Source organism: Vibrio salilacus, from assembly GCF_002811245.1.
In the GTDB taxonomy this organism is placed as follows: domain Bacteria; phylum Pseudomonadota; class Gammaproteobacteria; order Enterobacterales; family Vibrionaceae; genus Vibrio; species Vibrio salilacus.
Window position 1 is genome coordinate 186,833 of the sequence record NZ_NIVQ01000005.1, and the last position, 20,045, is coordinate 206,877.

Annotated in this window: 18 protein-coding genes and 1 pseudogene; 9 read left to right on the forward strand and 10 right to left on the reverse strand. The window is 43.3% G+C overall.

Annotated features, from left to right (window positions below; translation table 11 throughout):
* Nucleotides 1-66 precede the first annotated feature (66 nt).
* The 6 genes from CDZ87_RS05525 (at nt 67) to CDZ87_RS05550 (ending at nt 6,543) form a co-directional block, all read left to right on the forward strand.
* On the forward strand, nt 67-2,022 hold the full coding sequence (locus CDZ87_RS05525; protein ID WP_100752548.1) for a PTS mannitol transporter subunit IICBA: 1,956 nt from the start codon (nt 67-69) through the stop codon (nt 2,020-2,022).
* A gap of 94 nt (nt 2,023-2,116) precedes the next feature.
* Entirely contained in the window at nt 2,117-3,265 is a 1,149-nt protein-coding gene (locus CDZ87_RS05530) for a mannitol-1-phosphate 5-dehydrogenase (RefSeq protein WP_100752549.1), read from the forward strand.
* A 57-nt stretch (nt 3,266-3,322) separates the two neighbouring features.
* A complete protein-coding gene (locus CDZ87_RS05535; protein ID WP_100752550.1) occupies nt 3,323-3,853 on the forward strand; it encodes an MltR family transcriptional regulator in 531 nt (176 codons plus the stop codon).
* Between the two features lie 414 nt (nt 3,854-4,267).
* Complete coding sequence (locus tag CDZ87_RS05540; protein ID WP_011078486.1) at nt 4,268-4,930, forward strand: hypothetical protein; 663 nt, start codon at nt 4,268-4,270, stop codon at nt 4,928-4,930.
* A complete protein-coding gene (locus tag CDZ87_RS05545) occupies nt 4,931-5,473 on the forward strand; it encodes an ImmA/IrrE family metallo-endopeptidase (RefSeq protein ID WP_011078487.1) in 543 nt (180 codons plus the stop codon).
* Nucleotides 5,470-6,543 carry a beta family protein gene (locus CDZ87_RS05550; protein ID WP_100752551.1) on the forward strand — a complete coding sequence of 358 codons (1,074 nt, stop codon included), beginning with the start codon at nt 5,470-5,472 and terminating at the stop codon, nt 6,541-6,543. Before CDZ87_RS05545 ends, CDZ87_RS05550 begins: the two co-directional genes overlap by 4 nt.
* Here CDZ87_RS05550 and CDZ87_RS05555 read toward each other — a convergent pair.
* The 3 genes from CDZ87_RS05555 to CDZ87_RS05565 form a co-directional block, all read right to left on the reverse strand.
* Nucleotides 6,523-7,146, reverse strand: a complete 624-nt coding sequence (locus CDZ87_RS05555) for a sce7726 family protein (protein WP_100752552.1) — start codon at nt 7,144-7,146, stop codon at nt 6,523-6,525. The two genes, CDZ87_RS05550 and CDZ87_RS05555, sit on opposite strands and share 21 nt — an antisense overlap.
* 338 nt (nt 7,147-7,484) lie before the next feature.
* The gene (glmS, locus tag CDZ87_RS05560) at nt 7,485-9,317 is read right to left on the reverse strand and encodes a glutamine--fructose-6-phosphate transaminase (isomerizing) (RefSeq protein WP_100752553.1); all 1,833 of its coding nucleotides are present in this window, start codon (nt 9,315-9,317) and stop codon (nt 7,485-7,487) included.
* A gap of 82 nt (nt 9,318-9,399) precedes the next feature.
* Nucleotides 9,400-10,161, reverse strand: a complete 762-nt coding sequence (locus tag CDZ87_RS05565; RefSeq protein WP_038173671.1) for a DeoR/GlpR family DNA-binding transcription regulator — start codon at nt 10,159-10,161, stop codon at nt 9,400-9,402.
* A 431-nt stretch (nt 10,162-10,592) separates the two neighbouring features.
* Between CDZ87_RS05565 and pykF the strand changes: the two genes are divergently transcribed.
* Nucleotides 10,593-12,005 (forward strand): pyruvate kinase PykF, encoded by a 1,413-nt coding sequence (pykF, locus tag CDZ87_RS05570; RefSeq protein ID WP_100752554.1) that lies wholly within the window; start codon nt 10,593-10,595, stop codon nt 12,003-12,005.
* Between the two features lie 75 nt (nt 12,006-12,080).
* On the opposite strand, the gene CDZ87_RS05575 is transcribed toward pykF, so the two are convergent.
* On the reverse strand, nt 12,081-12,776 hold the full coding sequence (locus tag CDZ87_RS05575) for an oxidative stress defense protein (RefSeq protein ID WP_100752555.1): 696 nt from the start codon (nt 12,774-12,776) through the stop codon (nt 12,081-12,083).
* 109 nt (nt 12,777-12,885) lie between these two features.
* A complete protein-coding gene (locus CDZ87_RS05580) occupies nt 12,886-13,782 on the reverse strand; it encodes a LysR family transcriptional regulator ArgP (protein WP_100752556.1) in 897 nt (298 codons plus the stop codon).
* A gap of 114 nt (nt 13,783-13,896) precedes the next feature.
* Here CDZ87_RS05580 and CDZ87_RS05585 point away from each other — a divergent pair, with 114 nt between their 5' ends.
* Together CDZ87_RS05585 and CDZ87_RS05590 are read left to right on the forward strand one after the other, a co-directional pair.
* Complete coding sequence (locus CDZ87_RS05585) at nt 13,897-14,523, forward strand: LysE/ArgO family amino acid transporter (RefSeq protein WP_100752557.1); 627 nt, start codon at nt 13,897-13,899, stop codon at nt 14,521-14,523.
* 7 nt (nt 14,524-14,530) lie between these two features.
* The gene (locus CDZ87_RS05590) at nt 14,531-15,019 is read left to right on the forward strand and encodes a YbaK/EbsC family protein (protein ID WP_100752558.1); all 489 of its coding nucleotides are present in this window, start codon (nt 14,531-14,533) and stop codon (nt 15,017-15,019) included.
* Nucleotides 15,020-15,088: 69 nt separating this feature from the next.
* On the opposite strand, the gene mscS is transcribed toward CDZ87_RS05590, so the two are convergent.
* The 5 genes and pseudogenes from mscS to CDZ87_RS17545 all read right to left on the reverse strand — a co-directional run.
* The gene (gene mscS / locus CDZ87_RS05595; RefSeq protein WP_100752559.1) at nt 15,089-15,952 is read right to left on the reverse strand and encodes a small-conductance mechanosensitive channel MscS; all 864 of its coding nucleotides are present in this window, start codon (nt 15,950-15,952) and stop codon (nt 15,089-15,091) included.
* A gap of 286 nt (nt 15,953-16,238) precedes the next feature.
* Nucleotides 16,239-17,315 (reverse strand): class II fructose-bisphosphate aldolase, encoded by a 1,077-nt coding sequence (gene fbaA, locus CDZ87_RS05600; RefSeq protein ID WP_038173661.1) that lies wholly within the window; start codon nt 17,313-17,315, stop codon nt 16,239-16,241.
* Nucleotides 17,316-17,484: 169 nt separating this feature from the next.
* Nucleotides 17,485-18,645 carry a phosphoglycerate kinase gene (locus CDZ87_RS05605; protein ID WP_100752560.1) on the reverse strand — a complete coding sequence of 387 codons (1,161 nt, stop codon included), beginning with the start codon at nt 18,643-18,645 and terminating at the stop codon, nt 17,485-17,487.
* A 152-nt stretch (nt 18,646-18,797) separates the two neighbouring features.
* Entirely contained in the window at nt 18,798-19,838 is a 1,041-nt protein-coding gene (epd, locus tag CDZ87_RS05610) for an erythrose-4-phosphate dehydrogenase (protein ID WP_100752561.1), read from the reverse strand.
* A gap of 121 nt (nt 19,839-19,959) precedes the next feature.
* Nucleotides 19,960-20,045, reverse strand: a pseudogene (locus tag CDZ87_RS17545) (transketolase-like TK C-terminal-containing protein); the annotation flags it as partial.

A 20,045-nucleotide genomic window follows, 5' to 3' on the forward strand; every position in this document is an offset into this window, starting at 1 on the left:
GCAATCAACGGTTTTGGCGAACCGTACTACGACACTATTCATCAGAACATCAAACGGGGAAATATGATGATATCACCAGATACCAAGATCAAGATACAAAATTTTGGTCGTTTTCTATCAAACATGGTAATGCCAAATATTGGCGCGTTCATCGCGTGGGGCTTTATTACCGCATTATTCATTCCAACTGGCTGGCTGCCGAATGAGACACTAGCAGCCATGGTTGGACCTATGATTACTTACTTACTTCCTCTGCTTATCGGCTATACCGGCGGTAAACTAATTGGTGGTGACCGCGGCGCTGTGGTTGGTGCAATCACCACTATGGGGGTCATTGTCGGTACCGACATTCCAATGTTTATGGGGGCGATGATGGTTGGCCCATTAGGCGGCTGGGCTATCAAAAAGTTTGATCACTACATTGATGGGAAAGTAAAAAGCGGTTTTGAAATGTTGGTTAACAACTTCTCGGCCGGTATCATAGGGATGGTATGTGCCATTATCGCTTTCTTCTTTATCGGTCCATTTGTCAAAATGCTTTCCGGTGGTCTTGCTGCAGGCGTTCATTTCCTAGTTTCAGCCCATCTTTTACCCTTGACCTCTATCTTTGTTGAACCAGCGAAAATTCTATTCCTCAATAATGCCATCAATCACGGCATTTTCTCACCACTGGGTATTCAACAAGCCAATGACATGGGTCAATCGATCTTCTTCTTAATTGAAGCTAACCCAGGGCCTGGTTTGGGAATTCTATTGGCATACATGGTGTTTGGTAAGGGCACGGCACGTCAAACTGCAGGCGGTGCATCGATCATTCACTTCTTTGGCGGTATTCACGAAATTTACTTCCCATACATTCTGATGAATCCACGTTTGATTCTAGCGGCCATTGCTGGCGGTATGACAGGCGTATTCGTGCTAGTGCTTTTTAATGCAGGTCTAGTGTCACCAGCATCTCCTGGTTCTATTTTTGCCGTTCTACTGATGACACCTAAAGCATCAATTATTGGTGTGCTTGCTTCAATTGCGTCAGCAACTGGTGTGTCATTCACGGTTGCTTCGCTACTGATGAAAACGCAAACATCAAATGAAGAAGACGGCGATGAAGCGGCCCTTGAAAAAGCGACTTCACAAATGAAACAGATGAAGTCTGCGCCAAAAAGCTCTGCATCAGTCAACCGTGCAAGTACAAATAAAAGCAACCTCGATCTCGACAATCTACACCGCATTATTGTCGCTTGTGATGCTGGTATGGGTTCGAGTGCTATGGGTGCCAGTATGCTACGTAAGAAAGTGCAAAGCGCAGGCCTAAATATTAAGGTGACCAATTTGGCAATTAACAGTTTAACTGAAAGCGCGGAGCTCGTAATAACGCACAAAGACTTAACTGACCGCGCGCGCCAGCACGCTCCAAATGCACAACATATTTCTCTGAGTAACTTTTTAGACAGCGAAATGTACAACCAGTTAGTAACTCAACTATTATCCGCGCAAAAATCCGCAGCCAATGACGAACAAGCGCTCAAGGTGTCAGTTCTCGCCGCCAATGACGATCACTACCAGCCTCAACCAACTTCAGTGTTCAAAATTGGCGAAGATAACATTCACTTAGGATTGAGCGCTGCCAATAAAGAACAGGCGATTCGCTTTGCTGGCAACAAATTAGTTGAAATGGGTTACGCCGAGCCAGAGTACGTTGATGCTATGTTTGAGCGTGAAAAGCTCGTCCCAACCTACTTAGGTGAGTTTATCGCTGTCCCTCATGGCACCATTGAAGCAAAAGATAAAGTCAAAAAAACCGGCATTGTGATTTGCCAATACCCTGCAGGGATTCAATTCACAGATGACCAACAAGATGTAGCAAAACTGGTTATCGGTATTGCCGCAAAAAATGATGAGCACATTCAAGTAATCACTACCATTACCAACGCACTCGATGATCCGGAAGCAATCGAGAAGCTAACTAGCACCAATGATGTTGATGAGATACTCCGCATCTTAGGTCGCTCACACGCTGCTTAATATTTTGCTCCTGAGCAAAACTGAGGTCAGCTATCCCCCTTTATAACGGTTGACCTCACCCTAGAGTCGTTATTTTTATATTGGTAGGTAAATTATGAAAAATGCAGTTCATTTTGGTGCGGGTAATATTGGTCGTGGCTTTATTGGCAAATTACTAGCCGATGCCGATGTTTCGGTCACCTTTGCCGATGTCGATACCCCTTTGGTTGATCAACTCAGCCACAAACAAGAATACAAAGTCAAAATCGTAGGCAGCGAGTGCCAAACAGATACCGTGACTCACGTAACGGCCGTCAATTCAGCCAGCGACGAAGTAATCGAGCGTATCGTTAGAACTGACTTGGTCACGACCGCTGTTGGGCCCAACGTATTGGACATCATTGCAAAAACAATCGCGACCGGCATTGCAAAACGTTTCGAGGCGGGTAATAAAGCACCGCTGAATATTATCGCGTGTGAAAACATGGTGCGCGGGACTACGCATCTGAAAGCTCAGGTGTATCAACACTTAGATCAAGCATTGCACGCAAAAGCAGACGAGTTGGTTGGTTTTGTCGATTCAGCAGTTGACCGGATTGTTCCACCAGCAGAAGCGGCCAACGATGATCCTCTTGCTGTCACGGTGGAAAGCTTCAGTGAATGGATTGTTGATGAGCAGCAGTTTAAAGGAGACATCCCTAATATTCCTGGGATGGAAAAAACCGATAACCTGATGGCTTTCGTCGAACGCAAACTATTTACCCTTAATACAGGGCACTGCATCACAGCTTACTTAGGTTGTTTAAAAGGGCATCGTACCATTCGCGAGGCCATTAATGATCCAAAGATCCAAGCCGACGTCAAACAAGCAATGCATGAGAGCGGCGAAGTATTAATCCGACGCTATGGCTTTGATCGCGAGTTGCACAACGCCTATATCGATAAGATCTTGAGTCGCTTTGCCAATCCCTATCTGGTTGATGAAGTGGATCGTGTGGGCCGCCAACCAATTCGTAAACTTGGTCCAAACGATAGATTAATCAAGCCATTACTAGGTACAATAGAGTATGGCACTAAAAACAGCGCCCTTTTAAAAGGCATTGCTGCCGCACTGAAATATCAAAATAGTGATGACCCACAAGCTGTTGAACTGCAAAGTTCACTCACAGAAAAAGGCATTAGCAGCACCTTATCTGACTATACAGGGCTTGACACTAACAGCCAGGAAGTGGCTGAAATAGAGCGTATTTTCAATACGCTTTAACCAACAAACCAGGGGGAGTCAACGCTCCCCTTTCTAATTAATTATTTAGTTCAGTATATGGCAGACAATATTAACGAAACAGAGATTATAGAGCAATTAAACAACGCCCCTTCGGTGCGAGGTTTCTTTATTGCTGCCGTAGATGTTTTTACCGACTCTATTGATGCACTCATGCAGCGAATTTTTCGCAAAGATAATTTTGCCGTACAGTCTGTTGTCGGGCCTCTGCTTGGAGACTCAGGTCCGTTAGGCGATCTTTCAGTCCGATTGAAACTACTTTATGGCTTAGGCGTGTTGACTGACCAGGTCTATCACGACATTGAAGATATCATCAAACTTAAACATAAACTCAATAGCGATGCGACCGACTATGAGTTTACCGATCCTAATATTCTTGGTCCGATTAAAAATCTCAATTTAGTTCAGAAAATGAGTATGGTAAATCTTGAAGTCAGCGAACCTGATGACGATATCGATCTCGATTTTTATCAGTTACAGCTGCAACGTCAGCAACAAATCATAAAATCAGGTCTCTCTCTTGCCATCGTAGAAATCTGCAATGAACTGGGTAAAGAGAGCCCTTTTTAATTGTTAGGTCGCAAAAAAACCGAAGATTTCTCTTCGGTTGTCGGCAGACAATAAAGTTTGATCAGAAATAACGGATATTGAGATACTTTTGGGGTGGCATAGTCATAAAGTTTGATCATTTACGGCTTTGCAGATTCTTCAATACCCATTGTGAATGACAATAAAGTCTGATCAATTTCTAGCAAGTTTTTGGACAGAAATGAGTTTTGGAAAATCAAACATTAGCAAATGACTAATAACTTCAGGTATGACAAATAGCTAAACCTGATAGAAAAACTGCCACCAAAAAGCAAAAGACAAGACCTGACCCTATTGGTTTTCACTCTGGAATATGCAACCATATTGAGTTAAATTATTTTATATGAATCAGATGTATAGTAAGCTACAAAAAATTACAACAGATAAAACGGAAGCATGTCAGAGAATACCCCCGCTAGTCCTAGCATCTACAAGGCAATCTTTTTTGTAAGCTTAATCACATGCTCACTTTTTTGCATTGTGCTACTGGCGCTACTCGTATGTTTACCTTCCCCATCACTGCTATCTTACCTTGGCTATGCCGACTCAGTTGCACTTGCTAATGCTGATAATATCAACGATCCATTCACATCCCACATTATTGGTGAATTAGTCAAGAGTGGGACATTAATCAGCCTTAAAGATGTCTGGTCATTTCAAACTGGCTTTTATCAAACAATAATCACCGTCCTTATAGCTATTAACGGTTTGATCGCTGCAATATCCGTGATTTACATCAAAAGCACATCAGAAGAAAAAGCTGAAGAAATCACAAAAAAATATATGCATAGTGATACGTTCAATCACGTACTCAATACAAAAGTCGAGAATGAAGCAGAATCACGGCTTCGAGTTGTGCAAAGCGATCTAAATGCTACTGCTAGTGATTTTGAAAGGTCATTAGGAACTGTCGATGAAGCTCTAGAACGATTGCAACTTTTAGAAACAGAAAACCAAAGCCTACGCCAACAAATAAAGGTCATTTCGGAACGTGTAGCTCAGTTAGATATATCCGAATCTGAAGGCAAAGAATCCCTACTTGTCAAAAAGGAACAATAGATGGCATTCGTTAGAAAATCTGGTAGAAAAACTCAAACAACTACAGAGTTTGAAGATTTGTCTACACCTGAACATCTAATAGCACTTGCTGAAGACAAAGGCTTAGAAACTGACCCTGTCAATGTATCTGAATTAGCCAAACATCTAGGGATTACCGTTAGATACGAGCCGATGCAAGATGAAGAATCAGGCTCACTTAAAAAAGAGAAAAAGTCAGGTAGTTGGGTAATGACCGTTAATTCATTACATCATCCGCATAGGCAAAGGTTTACAATAGCCCACGAAATTGCACATCGAATTCGCCATGCTGCTAACAATGATTGCTTTGAAGATACAACTTTCTTTAGAAATGGGGAAACAAACTGGATGGAAGCTGAGGCCAATGATTTTGCAGCCTCACTATTGATGCCTAAAGATGCTTTCGATAATTTCATAGCCAACGTATCATCAAAGGTTGAAGATGTTGCTATGCACTTCCAAGTATCTTCTCATGCAGTTCGAATTAGAGCCAAAGTTCTTGGTTATGACGGACATAATCTATGAGTGAATTTGTCTATTTCCCGATCATAAAAACTAGAGATGGCGAACTCCGCTGTTTTGAACACATCAATGATGATGATTTTTCAAAGATTTTGCCAATTTACGAACTAACCAAATCAAGAAAAACAAAAAAAGCACCTGATGGTGATATATATCGCCGTATGAAGCAAATTGCTGAAATTCAGAAGAAGCGACCATTTATACTTGATTTGAGTACAAACGAAAAATATATCAACCCTCAGATTGAGCAATTGTTATCAGAACACAACGGCTTTAAAGAGTGGCAGTATTTTCTGTTTGATCTACATTGCGACTTAAACATCATCCCGATGGTTCACTTGTATGAAGATGATAACGGTAAGTTCGAAGACGTTGAAGAATTCGTAAGAAGTGCTTCTGCAAGAACTAATTGTCTTGCGGTTAGATTGCCATATGACTTAAGTGACGAAGAAGTTGAGTATTATTTAACTCCTATAACAAGTAACCTGAACGAAAATTGTAAACTCTACGTAATTCTAGATGCTGAATTCGTAAGAAAGAAAGCCATTAATGATGTAGTTGATACTTTCCTTGAAGCATGCTCGGGTACGGAGTCTTTCGCTGATAAAATAGAAGACGTTGTAATGCTCTGCTCTAGTTTCCCATCGAATGTTGCTCAAACTGGTGGCGAAGATGTTGCAGGTGAGTTTAGAATCTGTGAAGAAGATATCTATCAGGGTATTAGTGAAGAGTTCCCAATCAAATATGGCGACTACGTTTCAATTAACACCGAACAAATTGAAATGAAAGGCGGTACTTTTGTACCTAGGATTGATATTGCATCTTTAGACGGAAAATCGTTCACCTATAAAAGATACCGTCGAAACAATGGTGGGTATGTTAGAGCCGCAGAGCACACCGTCAGAGATACAACATCATATAAGCCGCTTGGAGTGTGGGCTGATGAAGAGATCCAAGCAGCAGCAAATGATAATCCATCAGGTATTAGCCCTGCATTTTGGATATCAGTTCGCATGAACTACTACATTAAAAGTCGCATTTTACTCAGAGAATCAGACGATTCTTCGTTTTAGTAATGACGGAGCTTTCTTTGTAATTGTGTATATGTCATCCGACGTCAAATGAAGGGTGGTTTCTTGTTTCAACAGTTTTGAAGCTACCCCATATCTTTCATTAAAATCGTTTCTTGATAACTGTCTTAATGACTCTAACGTATTGTTTTTTGATACGTAGTCGCATAATTCGTGCTTCGATCTTAAATTGCTTCCTTTCGATAGAGCACTCAACTTTTGCACACTTAACGCACTGGCTAACACTCTTTTATCGTGTCGTTTGAACTGTTTTGATTGGCGAACATGAGTAATTTTGTCATTTTCGACCAGAAAGATGCCAACATCTCTTGAAATCGTTGCTCGTACTTCAGCCAGATTGCTTGGTTCACACACAACAAAGCAAAAATCAAAAAACTTTTTATAACTTTCAATCTGATAATTCAACCTAGATACAGTGTCACGAGCACCTTTTATTTCAAAGGCAGTTAAGTAGCCATCATCCAGCAATGCTAGATCCGCTCGCCTTTCACCAAATTGAAATGAAAATTCAGAACCAACAACAAAATTTTCATACTTTTCTAGAAAGTACCTTACTATTAGTTTTTTAATTTCTAGCTCTGTCATCTATGCCACTTGAACTGTATATACAAACAGCATTATCGTATATCAGTAGCCTATCAGCAAGCATATTGTTGACACCTTTTTTATTGTTATTTCTCCCGAACTTCGAGGTCAGGTCTTGTCTTTTGACTCTTATTACTTTTTGTATATCAAAGTTGACTGAGTATCATTGTGTGATTTGAAGGCGTAACTAATTTTGGGGCAGAAAAGTTTTAGAAATGGCAGCGTACTCTGAACGCTGCCATTTAAGTATGAAACTTTAATACTCAGTATGATTCTTTATTACTTAGTATGAAACTTTATTCCACTTACACATCGGTTTTTTTTCCTTTTCCAATCGACTACTCAACCGTAACCGCTTTGGCTAGGTTACGCGGTTGGTCAACGTCGGTGCCTTTGATCAAAGCCACATAGTAAGAGAGCAACTGCATCGGAATCGTGTAGTAAATTGGCGCGGTGATTTCACTTACGTGAGGCAAAGTGATGATCTTCATCGTTTCATCCGCTTCAAAGCCAGCATCGGCATCAGCAAAGACATACAGCAAACCACCACGCGCACGCACTTCTTCAACGTTCGATTTCAACTTTTCTAGTAATTCGTTGTTTGGTGCTACCACTACCACTGGCATGTCAGCATCAATCAACGCTAAAGGTCCATGCTTGAGTTCGCCTGCCGCGTATGCTTCTGCGTGGATATATGAGATCTCTTTAAGCTTAAGAGAGGCCTCCATCGCAATGGGGTAAAACTCACCACGACCTAGGAATAAAGTATGGTGTTTATCGGCAAAATCAGTGGCTAGTTCTTCAATGTCTTTTTCAAACGACAAAGCTGATTCTATCTGCTTTGGTAGCGCATGAAGAGCCGTAACGATCTCTTTTTCTTTCTCTTTACTGATACGATTTTGCTGTTTACCTAATGCCGTCACTAACATCAACAAAGCAGCAAGCTGCGTAGTAAAAGCTTTGGTTGACGCAACACCAATTTCAACCCCAGCTCGGGTCATAAAAGCAATGTCAGACTCACGAACCAGTGACGATCCCGCGACGTTACAGATTGTCATTGCCGCCATATAACCTTTTTCTTTCGCCAAACGCAGTGCTGCCAATGTGTCCGCAGTTTCACCCGATTGGGACAAGGTAATCAGTAAACTATTAGGGCGAGTGACAAATTTGCGATAACGGAATTCAGACGCAATTTCGACATCACAACTGACACCGGCGATATCTTCGAACCAATAACGCGCCGTCATACCCGCATTGTAAGAGGTACCACACGCGACAATTTGCACGTGCTCGACTTTACTCAAAATGTCTGTGGCGTTAACACCGATCGCTTCTGTCACCACAGAGTCACCGGTAATACGGCCTTCCATCGTGTTGATCAGCGCCGTTGGCTGCTCGTAGATCTCTTTTTGCATAAAGTGGCGATATTGACCTTTGTCACCGGCATCATGCTCTGCATTTGATTCAGTGATCTCACGTTCAACACGTTCACCTTGCTCATCAAAGACACTCACTTCACGACGAGTGATCTCTGCAACATCACCCTCTTCTAAGTACATAAAGCGGCGAGTGACGTTTAACAGTGCGAGTTGATCAGAGGCCAAGAAATTTTCACCAACCCCAAAACCAATCACTATCGGACTACCAGAACGGGCAACAACAATACGGGAAGGATCGTTACGATCCAAGGCTACCGTACCATACGCACCTTCCAGTTGTGCTGCCGTTTTTTGCAAAGCTTCCACTAGCGTTTCAGAGCTACGCAGTTCCCACTCCACCATATGAGCAATCACTTCGGTATCGGTTTGCGATTCAAATACATAACCACGTGATTTCAGCAAACCACGTAATTCTTCGTGATTTTCGATGATGCCGTTGTGCACAACCGTAATGTCACCAGACATATGTGGGTGAGCATTGGCTTCAGATGGCTCGCCATGAGTTGCCCAGCGAGTATGTGCGATACCAGTACCACCAATAACCTGCGCAGAGTCAACGGCATCGGCCAGTTCTTGCACTTTCCCTAGGCGACGTATACGAGTCAGATTTGATTGACCATCAACCACCGCCACACCCGCTGAGTCGTAGCCGCGATACTCTAAGCGGCGTAATCCCTCGACTAAAATTTCAGCCACATCTCGTTGTGCTACAGCACCGACGATTCCACACATAAGTAACTCCAATATTTCTTTCCGATTGGCAGCAAGCAAAGGCCCGATTCGGAGTAGTTAAGATTAAAACGTATATTCTGTGTTATGCACAAACCACTTTGATACCATGAGACTGGATGATTTTTTTTGTCTCTGGATCTAAGTCTTTATTGGTAATTAAGATGTCGATTGCATCCCAAGCCAACTCTAGGTTAGGTATTTTTCGACCAATCTTTTCTGATTCGACCATGACGATCACTTCTCGTGAGACTTCAGCCATCACTTTGCTCAGACCGACCAACTCATTGAAGGTCGTGGTGCCACGGTCTAAATCCACCCCGTCCGCACCAATGAATAGCTGATCGAAGTCATATGAGCGAAGAACAGATTCAGCCACCTGACCTTGAAATGACTCTGAGTGCGCATCCCACGTACCGCCTGTCATCAATAAAGTCGGTTCACTTTCAAGCTCATTGAGTGCATTGGCAACATTCAGGGAGTTGGTCATCACCACCAATCCACGCATACCATCTAACTGCTTGATCAATGCGCCCGTAGTGCTGCCACTGTCGATCACGATACGATTGTGCTCACGAAGCAATTTGGCTGCAGCCTGAGCCAACTCATTCTTTCGAACCGAAACACTTGCACTCAATTCGTCATTGACCACCTCTTTGGGTAATGCAATCGCACCACCATAACGACGCAGTAGCTGGCCATTTTTTTCTAGGGAGGCTAAGTCTTTTCTAATTGTGACTTCAGAGGTTTCAAACTGGAGGGATAACTCTTCAACACTGACTTCACCCTTGTCATTGACTAAGTTAGAAATCGCGTGCCTTCTCAATTGAGTGTTTCGTTTCGACATTAATTATTCAAAGATAAGTTTCATTGTGAAACTTATTATAGCCAAAACGAAACTTTTACGTCTATTTATTTCGACCCAAAAAATTAATAAATAGCGCAAAAACCTTGTTCTAAGACAATTCTTAAGCAGTGATATTAGAGTGATTCGGTGATAGAATTCGCATCCGAAAAGAAAATAAATTACAGAATTGACCGCTATGCAGTGTGTGTTACGTCAATATACCCCCGTGACATCACAGAAATAGCGCCTGAAATCCCAACGAGTTGGTCATAAAATGACTAAACTTTGTGAAAGACTTTCAGTTCTGAAGCCAACTGAATACAGCGCTGTCTTAGTAAGTTGGCAGGCACAAAATGCCGAAATGACAGCCTTGGTTTCAGACCAATAACCGACTTTCAAATTGTAACTATATTGACCGGAGAGACTCTTCCATGAAAAAGACCAAAATCGTATGTACGATTGGCCCTAAAACTGAATCTGTAGAGAAGCTGACTGAACTTGTAAACGCAGGCATGAACGTAATGCGCCTTAACTTCTCTCACGGTGACTTCGCAGAGCACGGCACCCGTATCGCGAACTTCCGTAAAGTAATGGAAAACAAAGGTGAACAACTTGCTATCCTTTTAGATACTAAAGGTCCAGAAATCCGTACGATTAAGCTTGAAGGTGGTAACGACGTAGATCTAGTAGCAGGTCAAGAGTTCACTTTCACAACTGACGCAACAGTTGTTGGTAACAAAGACGTAGTAGCAGTAACTTACCTAGGTTTCGCTAAAGACCTAACCGTTGGTAACACTATCCTTGTTGATGATGGCCTAATCGAAATGGAAGTTATCGCAACGACTGAAACTGAAGTTAAGTGTAAAGTTCTTAACAACGGTGCTCTTGGTGAAAACAAAGGTGTTAACCTTCCAGGCGTTTCTGTTCAACTACCTGCACTATCTGAAAAAGACAAAGCTGACCTTAAGTTTGGTTGTGAGCAAGGCGTTGATTTCGTTGCTGCTTCTTTCATCCGTAAAGAAGAAGACGTCAAAGAAATCCGTGAGCTTCTAAACGCTAACGGCGGCGAAAACATCCACATCATTTCTAAGATTGAAAACCAAGAAGGTGTCGATAACTTCGATTCAATCCTTGAAGCTTCTGATGGCATCATGGTTGCTCGTGGTGACCTAGGTGTTGAAATCCCAGCGGAAGAAGTAATCTTCGCGCAGAAGATGATGATCGAGAAATGTAACCGCGCACGTAAGATGGTTATCACAGCGACACAAATGCTTGACTCTATGATCAGCAACCCACGCCCTACTCGCGCAGAAGCGGGTGACGTTGCGAACGCAATCATGGATGGTACTGATGCGGTTATGCTTTCTGGTGAAACGGCTAAAGGTAAGTACCCAGTTGAAGCTGTTACTATCATGGCTCAAATCGCGAACCGTACTGATTCAGCGCTTAAAGCTGAACTAGGTTCTCGTCTAGACAGCCCACGCCTACGTATCACTGAAGCAGTATGTAAAGGCGCGGTAGACACTGCAGAGAAGCTAGCGGCCCCTCTAATCGTTGTGGCAACTGAAGGCGGTAAGTCTGCACGTTCAGTACGTAAGTACTTCCCAACGGCAAACATCCTTGCTCTAACAACTAACGAAAAGACAGCTGCACAGTTAGTTCTTACTAAAGGTGTTAAGCCAGTTCTGGTTGACTCTATCGACAGCACAGACGCGTTCTACATCAACGGTAAAGAAATCGCGCTACAATCTGGCCTAGGTAACAAAGGCGACATCGTAGTGATGGTTTCTGGCGCTCTAGTCGCTTCAGGTACAACCAACACGGCATCAGTACACGTTCTTTAATCGAACTCGATACTGAAATAGAAAAGAGGGCTTCGGCCCTCTTTTTTTTGTTTTTACCTCCGATTAGCGCATGGCTTAATCGAGCTGGTAAATCACATCCACTCGATCACGAATCACGATGGTTGAGTCTTGATAAGTATTCGATTCCACTTTGGCATCCATTGCCATCGAACGCATCAAGACCGGCTGCTGGCTTTGCATATTGTAATCAATACGCCACACATCTTTGACAGCTTTACCGAAACCTTGCGCAAGCGACTGTGCCTTTTCGTTGGCATCTCGAATCGCCGCCATGCGCGCTTGTTGCTGATATTGAGCTTGGTCACGAACCTTAAGCTGAATATTGTCGACCTGATTAATCCCTGCATTTAGCGCTAAATCGAGATACTGATTAAGATCGACAAGATCATTGACCGTTACAGAGACACTGCGTGTTGCACGATAGCCAACTAACTCTGGCTTGCCTTTTTCCGGGTAATGGTACTGAGGCGTGATATAAAGGTTAGAACTGCTGATATCTTGCGACTCGACACCTTGTTGATTAAGCGCATCAATTAATGCCTTGACGACTTGATCAACGGACTGTTTCGCTTGCTCAGCCGTCATGGTTGATTCAACCACTTTAACCGAAAATTCAGCCATATCAGGTTTGGCGATGACTTCACCATAGCCTGTCGTCACCAAGTGAGGAAAATCTGGAGTGTTGGCCAAAACCGCCACACTGACGGTAGACAAAGAGAGTGTGGCAACCAGTGTCGGAATAAACTTCATATTTAGAATCTCTTTATAATCAATTCATAACAGCATAGACACCGAATAAGAATAGCCCAAGCACAACAAACACTTCTGACAGAGAATTAACCCAACGATTGAGTGCAAATCACTTGGGTAATAATACGTGACTATGACTTATGATCGCCTGGGTGATTTTCTTCAGCAATCCTGTTTCTAACTGCCAATGATGCCAATAGAGATTAAAGCTCATAAAAAAACCCGGCATCAAGTCGACTAATGCCCCTGACTCAAGCTCTTTTTCTATCTGAAGCTTGGGAATTAGACAGTATGCGCAGCTCATCAATGCCAGATTAACAAACGCCTCAGAGCTTGCGACGTGATGATGAACGATAGCGTCTGGTGGGATATTGAAGTTCTGCTGCAGAAAGTCTCGGTGCAATTGATCGTATTGATCAAATGAAACGGCTGGGGCTCTAATCAGAGCGTCTCGAGTGATGCCTTGTGGAAAATGCTGTTGGGCAAATTTAGGACTGGCGACGCAGACGTAATCCATACGGCCAAGGTATTGAGCATCACAACCGACGATCGCCTTAGATTCAAGACTTAACGCCCCAACGACTTCGCCATTTTTTAGCTTATCTAAGGTGCGCGCTTCAGCAAATACCGCCAAGTTAAATTCCACTTGATGTGACTTCATGACGGGTGCCAACGCAGGTAATAACCAGGTAGCTAAACTATCGGCGTTGGTTGCAATTGATACCCTTTGCACTCGTGGCAATGTTTCGTTACTTAGCTCTGGTATTAAATCACTTTCAAGCAACTGAACGCGCTGATAAAAACCAAGTAATTTCTGGCCGATTAGCGTAGGCCTTGGTGGTTGCTCGCGAATTAACACTGGCTGAGTGAGAAACTTCTCGAGCTGCTTTATCCGCTGGGACACCGCTGACTGTGACACAAACAGCAGCTGCGCGGCACGCTCAAATCCGCCCGTGGTAATCACCGCTTCTAACGCTTCAATCCACCGATAATCTAACCCACGCATAATTCTCTCCGACACACCAACATTAGAGAGCCTAATATATCATTATTATTATTAAATATACTTATTCTTGTGATCTGCTTATCTTGAAGCCAAACAAAAGTTAAGGAGAAAGCAATGAATAGCTGGTTATTACTGCAAGGTTTTGGGCTCGGAGCGAGCATGATAATACCGATTGGCGCACAAAATGCGTATGTACTCAATCAGGGAATTAAGCGCCATCACCACCTGACAACGGCCACCATCTGTAGCGTTCTAGATATTGCCTTTATCTCCATTGGTATCTTTGGCGGCGGCGCACTGTTGGCGAGTAATCAAAATTTATTGTTACTAGTGACATTAGGAGGTATCGCTTTTTTGAGTTTTTACGGTTATTTATCGCTAAAAAACGCTTTTAGCGTCGATCAATCTACCACAGAGAACAGCCAAACTTTCCGTGGTCGCAAAGCCGTGATTATCGGGGCACTCGCCGTCACAGTACTCAACCCTCACCTCTATCTAGATACTGTCGTCATTTTAGGTTCAATTGGTGGACAATTTACGGGCCTAGATCGTATGGCTTTCGCGTTAGGCACGATGTGCGCCTCTTTTGTGTGGTTCTTTAGTCTATCGATTGGCGCCGCTAAACTGGCCCCGACATTATCACAACCGCGGGTAAAGCAAGGAATTGATATTGCGGTTGCGGTTATGATGTTTGTGATTGCACTGTTACTTACTAAGCAATTGTTGAGTCAATTTGTATAGGTTAGCTATGAATAAGTTAGATGAGATTTATCGGTTCAATGTCGAGATGCTTACGCAACTTAAGGTGTCGTATAACGAATGGCAACATGAGCCAATTTTGGATTTTGCCACCGACGTGTTGGTCGCCAAGCGATTAGGCTGGACAGGGACGCACAGTAAGAGTCTATTTTTAAAACTGAAAGGGGCTGGCTATGCGCTGCTGCTCACAGATAAAGACTCGCGACTCGACAGTAAAGCAATCAAAGCCCTGACAGGCAAGCGACCTTCAATAGTGAATGATCAAGAGATGAATGAAGTAACGGGCTGCCTTCCCGGTGCCGTCTGCCCATTTGGTTTACCACGCGAGATTCTCATCATTGTTAATACTAAGCTTTATCAATATCGAGAAGTCTTATATACCCCAGCAAAGCCTGAGTATACTTTTGGTGTCGCGGCAACAGAGTTGCCAAGGATTCTCGCCAGTTTAGGCAACCCATTACTTGAAATAGAAAGTTAGCTATAAAAAAGCTAAAAACACAAAAAGCGAGGCACTGCCTCGCTTTTTATATTCGATCAATGGCGACCGTTAGTCAGCCTTGTTCAAATGAACATCCATTTGTGGGAATGGAATTTCAATACCTGCCGCATCAAGCGCTTCTTTAATGCCTTGCATCGCATCAAAGTACACTCCCCAGTAATCTTCTGTTTTCACCCACGGGCGAACGACAAAGTTCACCGATGAGTCGGCGAGTGCAAGCACACCAATGGTCATCTCTGGGTCTTTGAGAATGCGAGGATCCTTCTCTAAGGTCTCACGGATCACTTGCTTGGTTTGCTTAAGATCCGCTTTATAAGAAACACCGATAACCAGATCAACACGGCGAGTCGCGTGACGAGAATAGTTCGTAATTGGACCACCAATCACGCCCGAGTTAGGTACAACCACCATCTTGTTGTCAGGGGTTTTTAATACGGTTTGGAAGATCTGAATCGCTTCAACACTACCAGCGACACCACCAACTTCAACATAATCACCAGACTTAAATGGACGAAAAGCAACAATTAGCACCCCCGCCGCAAAGTTTGATAATGACCCTTGTAGTGCCAAACCAATCGCTAAGCCCGCCGCACCGATAACAGCAACAACAGATGCGGTTTGAACACCAATACGGCCTAATGCGGCGATAAGTACGATAACGAATAGCAGATAACGAACAAGACCATGAATAAACTCAACAACTGCATTATCCATGTTTTTCTTTTCTAACAATTTAGAAACGCTGCTAGCGACTGCTTTCACGATGATGTTACCGATAAACAGGATCAGAACCGCTGATATGATGTTCACACCGTACTGAACCAGTAAATCAGAATTATTGGTTAGCCATTTTTCCACATAACTTAAACCATCCACGAGAGGGGCTTCCATCCCAACTGACTCACCTGACATACATGTATCCTCTTTTTATTAAAGACTGAATGAATCGAACTGCTTATCACCACAACCTAACTGCATTCACTGTGGCAATGTATTTTTGGAACGATGACACATTGTTGACCATTCTCAAAATTAACTTTTTGCAAATAGCCGTTAAATAAAGACTTATTCAGTTCCAAGATTAAGCAACCCGAATAGGTTTCGCCACATTTATCTTTATTTAATACGCACAGATTTCCGCACAACAAAAAGCCCGCTCATGATAAGCGGGCTTTAACATCAATGATGTAACGACGAATTATAGTACGTCTACTGCGTTTAGGTCAGCAAAAGCTTTCTCTAGACGTGCAACCATTGAAGCTTGACCAGCACGAAGCCATACGCGTGGATCGTAGTACTTCTTGTTTGGTGCATCTTCGCCAGTTGGGTTACCGATTTGACCTTGTAGGTAATCATGGTTTTCAGCTTCGTACTGACGGATACCATCCCACGTTGCCCACTGTGTATCTGTATCGATGTTCATTTTGATCACACCGTAACCGATAGACTCTTGGATTTCAGCTTCAGAAGAACCAGAACCACCGTGGAATACAAAGTTTAGAGCGTTAGGTGCAATACCAAACTTCTCTGCACAGTATGCTTGAGAATCACGTAGGATCGTTGGAGTAAGAACAACGTTACCTGGTTTGTAAACGCCGTGCACGTTACCGAAAGACGCTGCGATAGTGAAACGTGGACTAACTGCGCTTAGTTTCTCGTACGCGTAAGCAACATCTTCAGGAGAAGTGTATAGCTCAGAAGCGTCCATATCAGAGTTATCAACGCCGTCTTCTTCACCACCAGTACAACCAAGTTCGATCTCGATTGTCATGTCCATTTTAGCCATGCGCTCTAGGTACTTAGCACATGTTTCAATGTTTTCTTCTAGCGGCTCTTCAGAAAGATCGAGCATGTGAGAAGAGAATAATGGCTTACCAGTTTCAGCAAAGAACTTCTCACCAGCGTCTAGTAGACCGTCGATCCATGGAAGAAGTTTCTTAGCTGCGTGGTCAGTGTGTAGGATAACTGGAACACCGTAAGCTTCTGCAACAGCGTGAACGTATTTTGCACCAGCTACAGCGCCAAGGATTTGTGCACCTTGACCTTCAAGTTTAACGCCTTTACCAGCGAAGAATGCTGCGCCGCCGTTAGAGAACTGAACAACAACAGGAGCTTTAACTTTAGAAGCCGCTTCTAGAACACCGTTGATTGAATCAGTGTTAACTACGTTAACTGCTGGAAGAGCAAATTTATTTTCTTTTGCTACTTCAAAAACTTTCTGTACGTCATCGCCAGAAATAACACCTGGTTTTACAAAATCGAAGATCTTAGACATGGATTTAATCCTATTTAACCGTCATTTAGAAAAAGGGTCGTTTTAAATATAAAACTTGTTAAGTTCAAATTTTGGCAAACGATTGCTCACAACGTGCGCTATTCTAGCAAAAAAATGTGATGTGCAGCAAACGACAAAGCGGGAGACATTCGCTCCCGCTTTTATTAAATTACTTAGCTCGCTCTTCAAGCATAGCTACTGCTGGAAGTACTTTACCTTCAACGAACTCAAGGAATGCACCACCGCCAGTCGAGATGTAAGAAACATCTGCTTTGATACCGAACTTGTCGATAGCCGCTAGCGTGTCACCGCCACCCGCTACAGAGAAACCTGCAGACTTAGCGATTGCTTCAGAGATACCTTTGGTACCCGCTTCGAAGTTTTTGAATTCGAAGACGCCAACAGGGCCATTCCAAAGAATGGTTTTTGCGTTCGCGATTATGTCAGCAAGTACCGCCGTTGAATCTGGACCTAGATCGAAGATCATGTCGTCATCTTGAACTTCAGAAACGTGTTTGATTTCAGCTTCTGCGTTCTCATCGAATGCTTTCGCACAAGCAACATCAGTTGCCACTGGAATAGAACACTCTTTCATTAGTTTCTGAGCTGTTTCAACTAGGTCAGCTTCGTATAGAGACTTGCCTACGTTGTGGCCTTCAGCGGCGATGAATGTGTTCGCTATACCACCACCAACAACAAGTTGGTCAGCGATTTTAGAAAGCGATTCTAGAACAGTTAGCTTAGTCGAAACTTTAGAACCACCAACGATAGCAACTAGCGGGCGCTCTGGGTTATCCATTGCTTTACCTAGTGCTTCAAGTTCAGCAGCAAGTAGAGGACCAGCACACGCGACAGGCGCGTTCATGCCAACACCGTGGGTAGATGCCTGTGCACGGTGAGCCGTACCAAATGCATCCATAACAAAGATGTCACACAATGCCGCGTACTTCTTAGAAAGCTCTGCTTCGTTTTTCTTCTCGCCTTTGTTAAAGCGAACGTTTTCTAGAACAACAAGCTCACCGGTGTTGAGTTCTAGACCGTCTAGATACTCTTTTGCCAGTTTAACGTCACAATCGAGTGCATCATTCAGGTAATTTACAACAGGCTGTAGAGAGAACTCTTCTGCGTACTCACCCTCTGTTGGACGGCCTAGGTGAGAAGTAACCATCACTTTCGCGCCGGCTTCTAGGCAGTGTTTGATGGTTGGTAGAGATGCTAGGATACGTGCATCAGAAGTTACTTTGCCTTCTTTAACAGGTACGTTTAGATCCGCACGAATAAATACACGTTTACCTGCTAGTTCCAGGTCAGTCATCTTGATTACAGACATGATGTGTCCTCTCAAATTTTCAATAAGTAAAGTTTTCAGTCGCCCGGCAACCCTGCCAAGCTCAATAATTCTTCAAACTGGTCTTAATATGGAGAAATTGTAGATTTATTTCAAGGTGGGAAATAAATCTTTCTCCACTGCTACTCAACGACTTATTTAGCAGCTTGCATTGCGAGTGCAGTATCCAGCATACGGTTCGCAAAGCCCCATTCATTATCACACCATACGAGCATTTTTACCAAACGCCCATTACTGACCCGAGTTTGTGAACCATCGACAATCGCGCTATGGGGATCATGATTAAAGTCGATTGAAACGAGCGGTGCTTCAGTATAGTCAACAATGCCCTGTAATGTACACTGAGATGCGTTAACAATGGTTTGATTTACGTCATTAACTTTCACATTTGTATTAATTGTGACACTTAAATCCATCGCAGTGACATTAACAGTCGGCACTCGCACGGAAATAGCTTCAAATTTGTTAGAAAATTTCGGGAATATCCTTTCAATTCCTTTATGCAACTTGGTATCGACAGGAATGATCGATTGGCTCGCAGCACGTGTACGGCGCAAGTCAGAATGATAGGCGTCAATAACCTGCTGATCATTCATCGCAGAGTGAATGGTCGTAATGGTGCCAGAGTCAATTTCAAACGCGTCGTCGAGCGCTTTAATGATGGGAACAATACAGTTGGTGGTGCAAGAGCCATTTGACACGATATTGTGGTCAGCTTTAAGGGTGTGATGGTTTACGCCATAGATAATCGTATTGTCAACATCGTTTGCCCCTGGATGGGAAAACAGCACTTTCTTTGCACCTGCTTTTATATGCTCTTGACCATCCGCTTGGGTACCATACACCCCAGTGCAATCGAGCACTAAATCGACTTCGAGATCTCGCCACGGAAGCAGGTCAATGTCAGCAAGATGGAGGATACGAATCGAATCGAATTCGCCAGTTCCCTGATGAGGAGCATCATGATGAATGTAGATATGCTCTTGATCATGTGAGATTTTTTTTGCAAAACGACCATGACTGGTATCGTACTGAAGTAGATGAGCCATGGCATCGGGTTGAGCCAGTTCATTCACAGCAACTACTTTTATCTGTTGGTTCTTGCCACTCTCATACACCGCTCGCAGCACATTACGACCGATACGGCCAAATCCATTGATCGCAACCTTTAGCATGCTGCCTTCACCCTAGAATTATCTCGTGCCACAGATAGTAACCGATCACTTTCTCTGACGCATCCACAAATAAAAAGCCGGATCATAATGACCCGGCTTGATGGTTGACTCAATCGATGATTTACGCCAACAGTTCGTGTGCTGTTTTGACTACGTTTTCAGTAGTAAAGCCGAACATCTTGAATAGCTCGCCTGCTGGTGCAGATT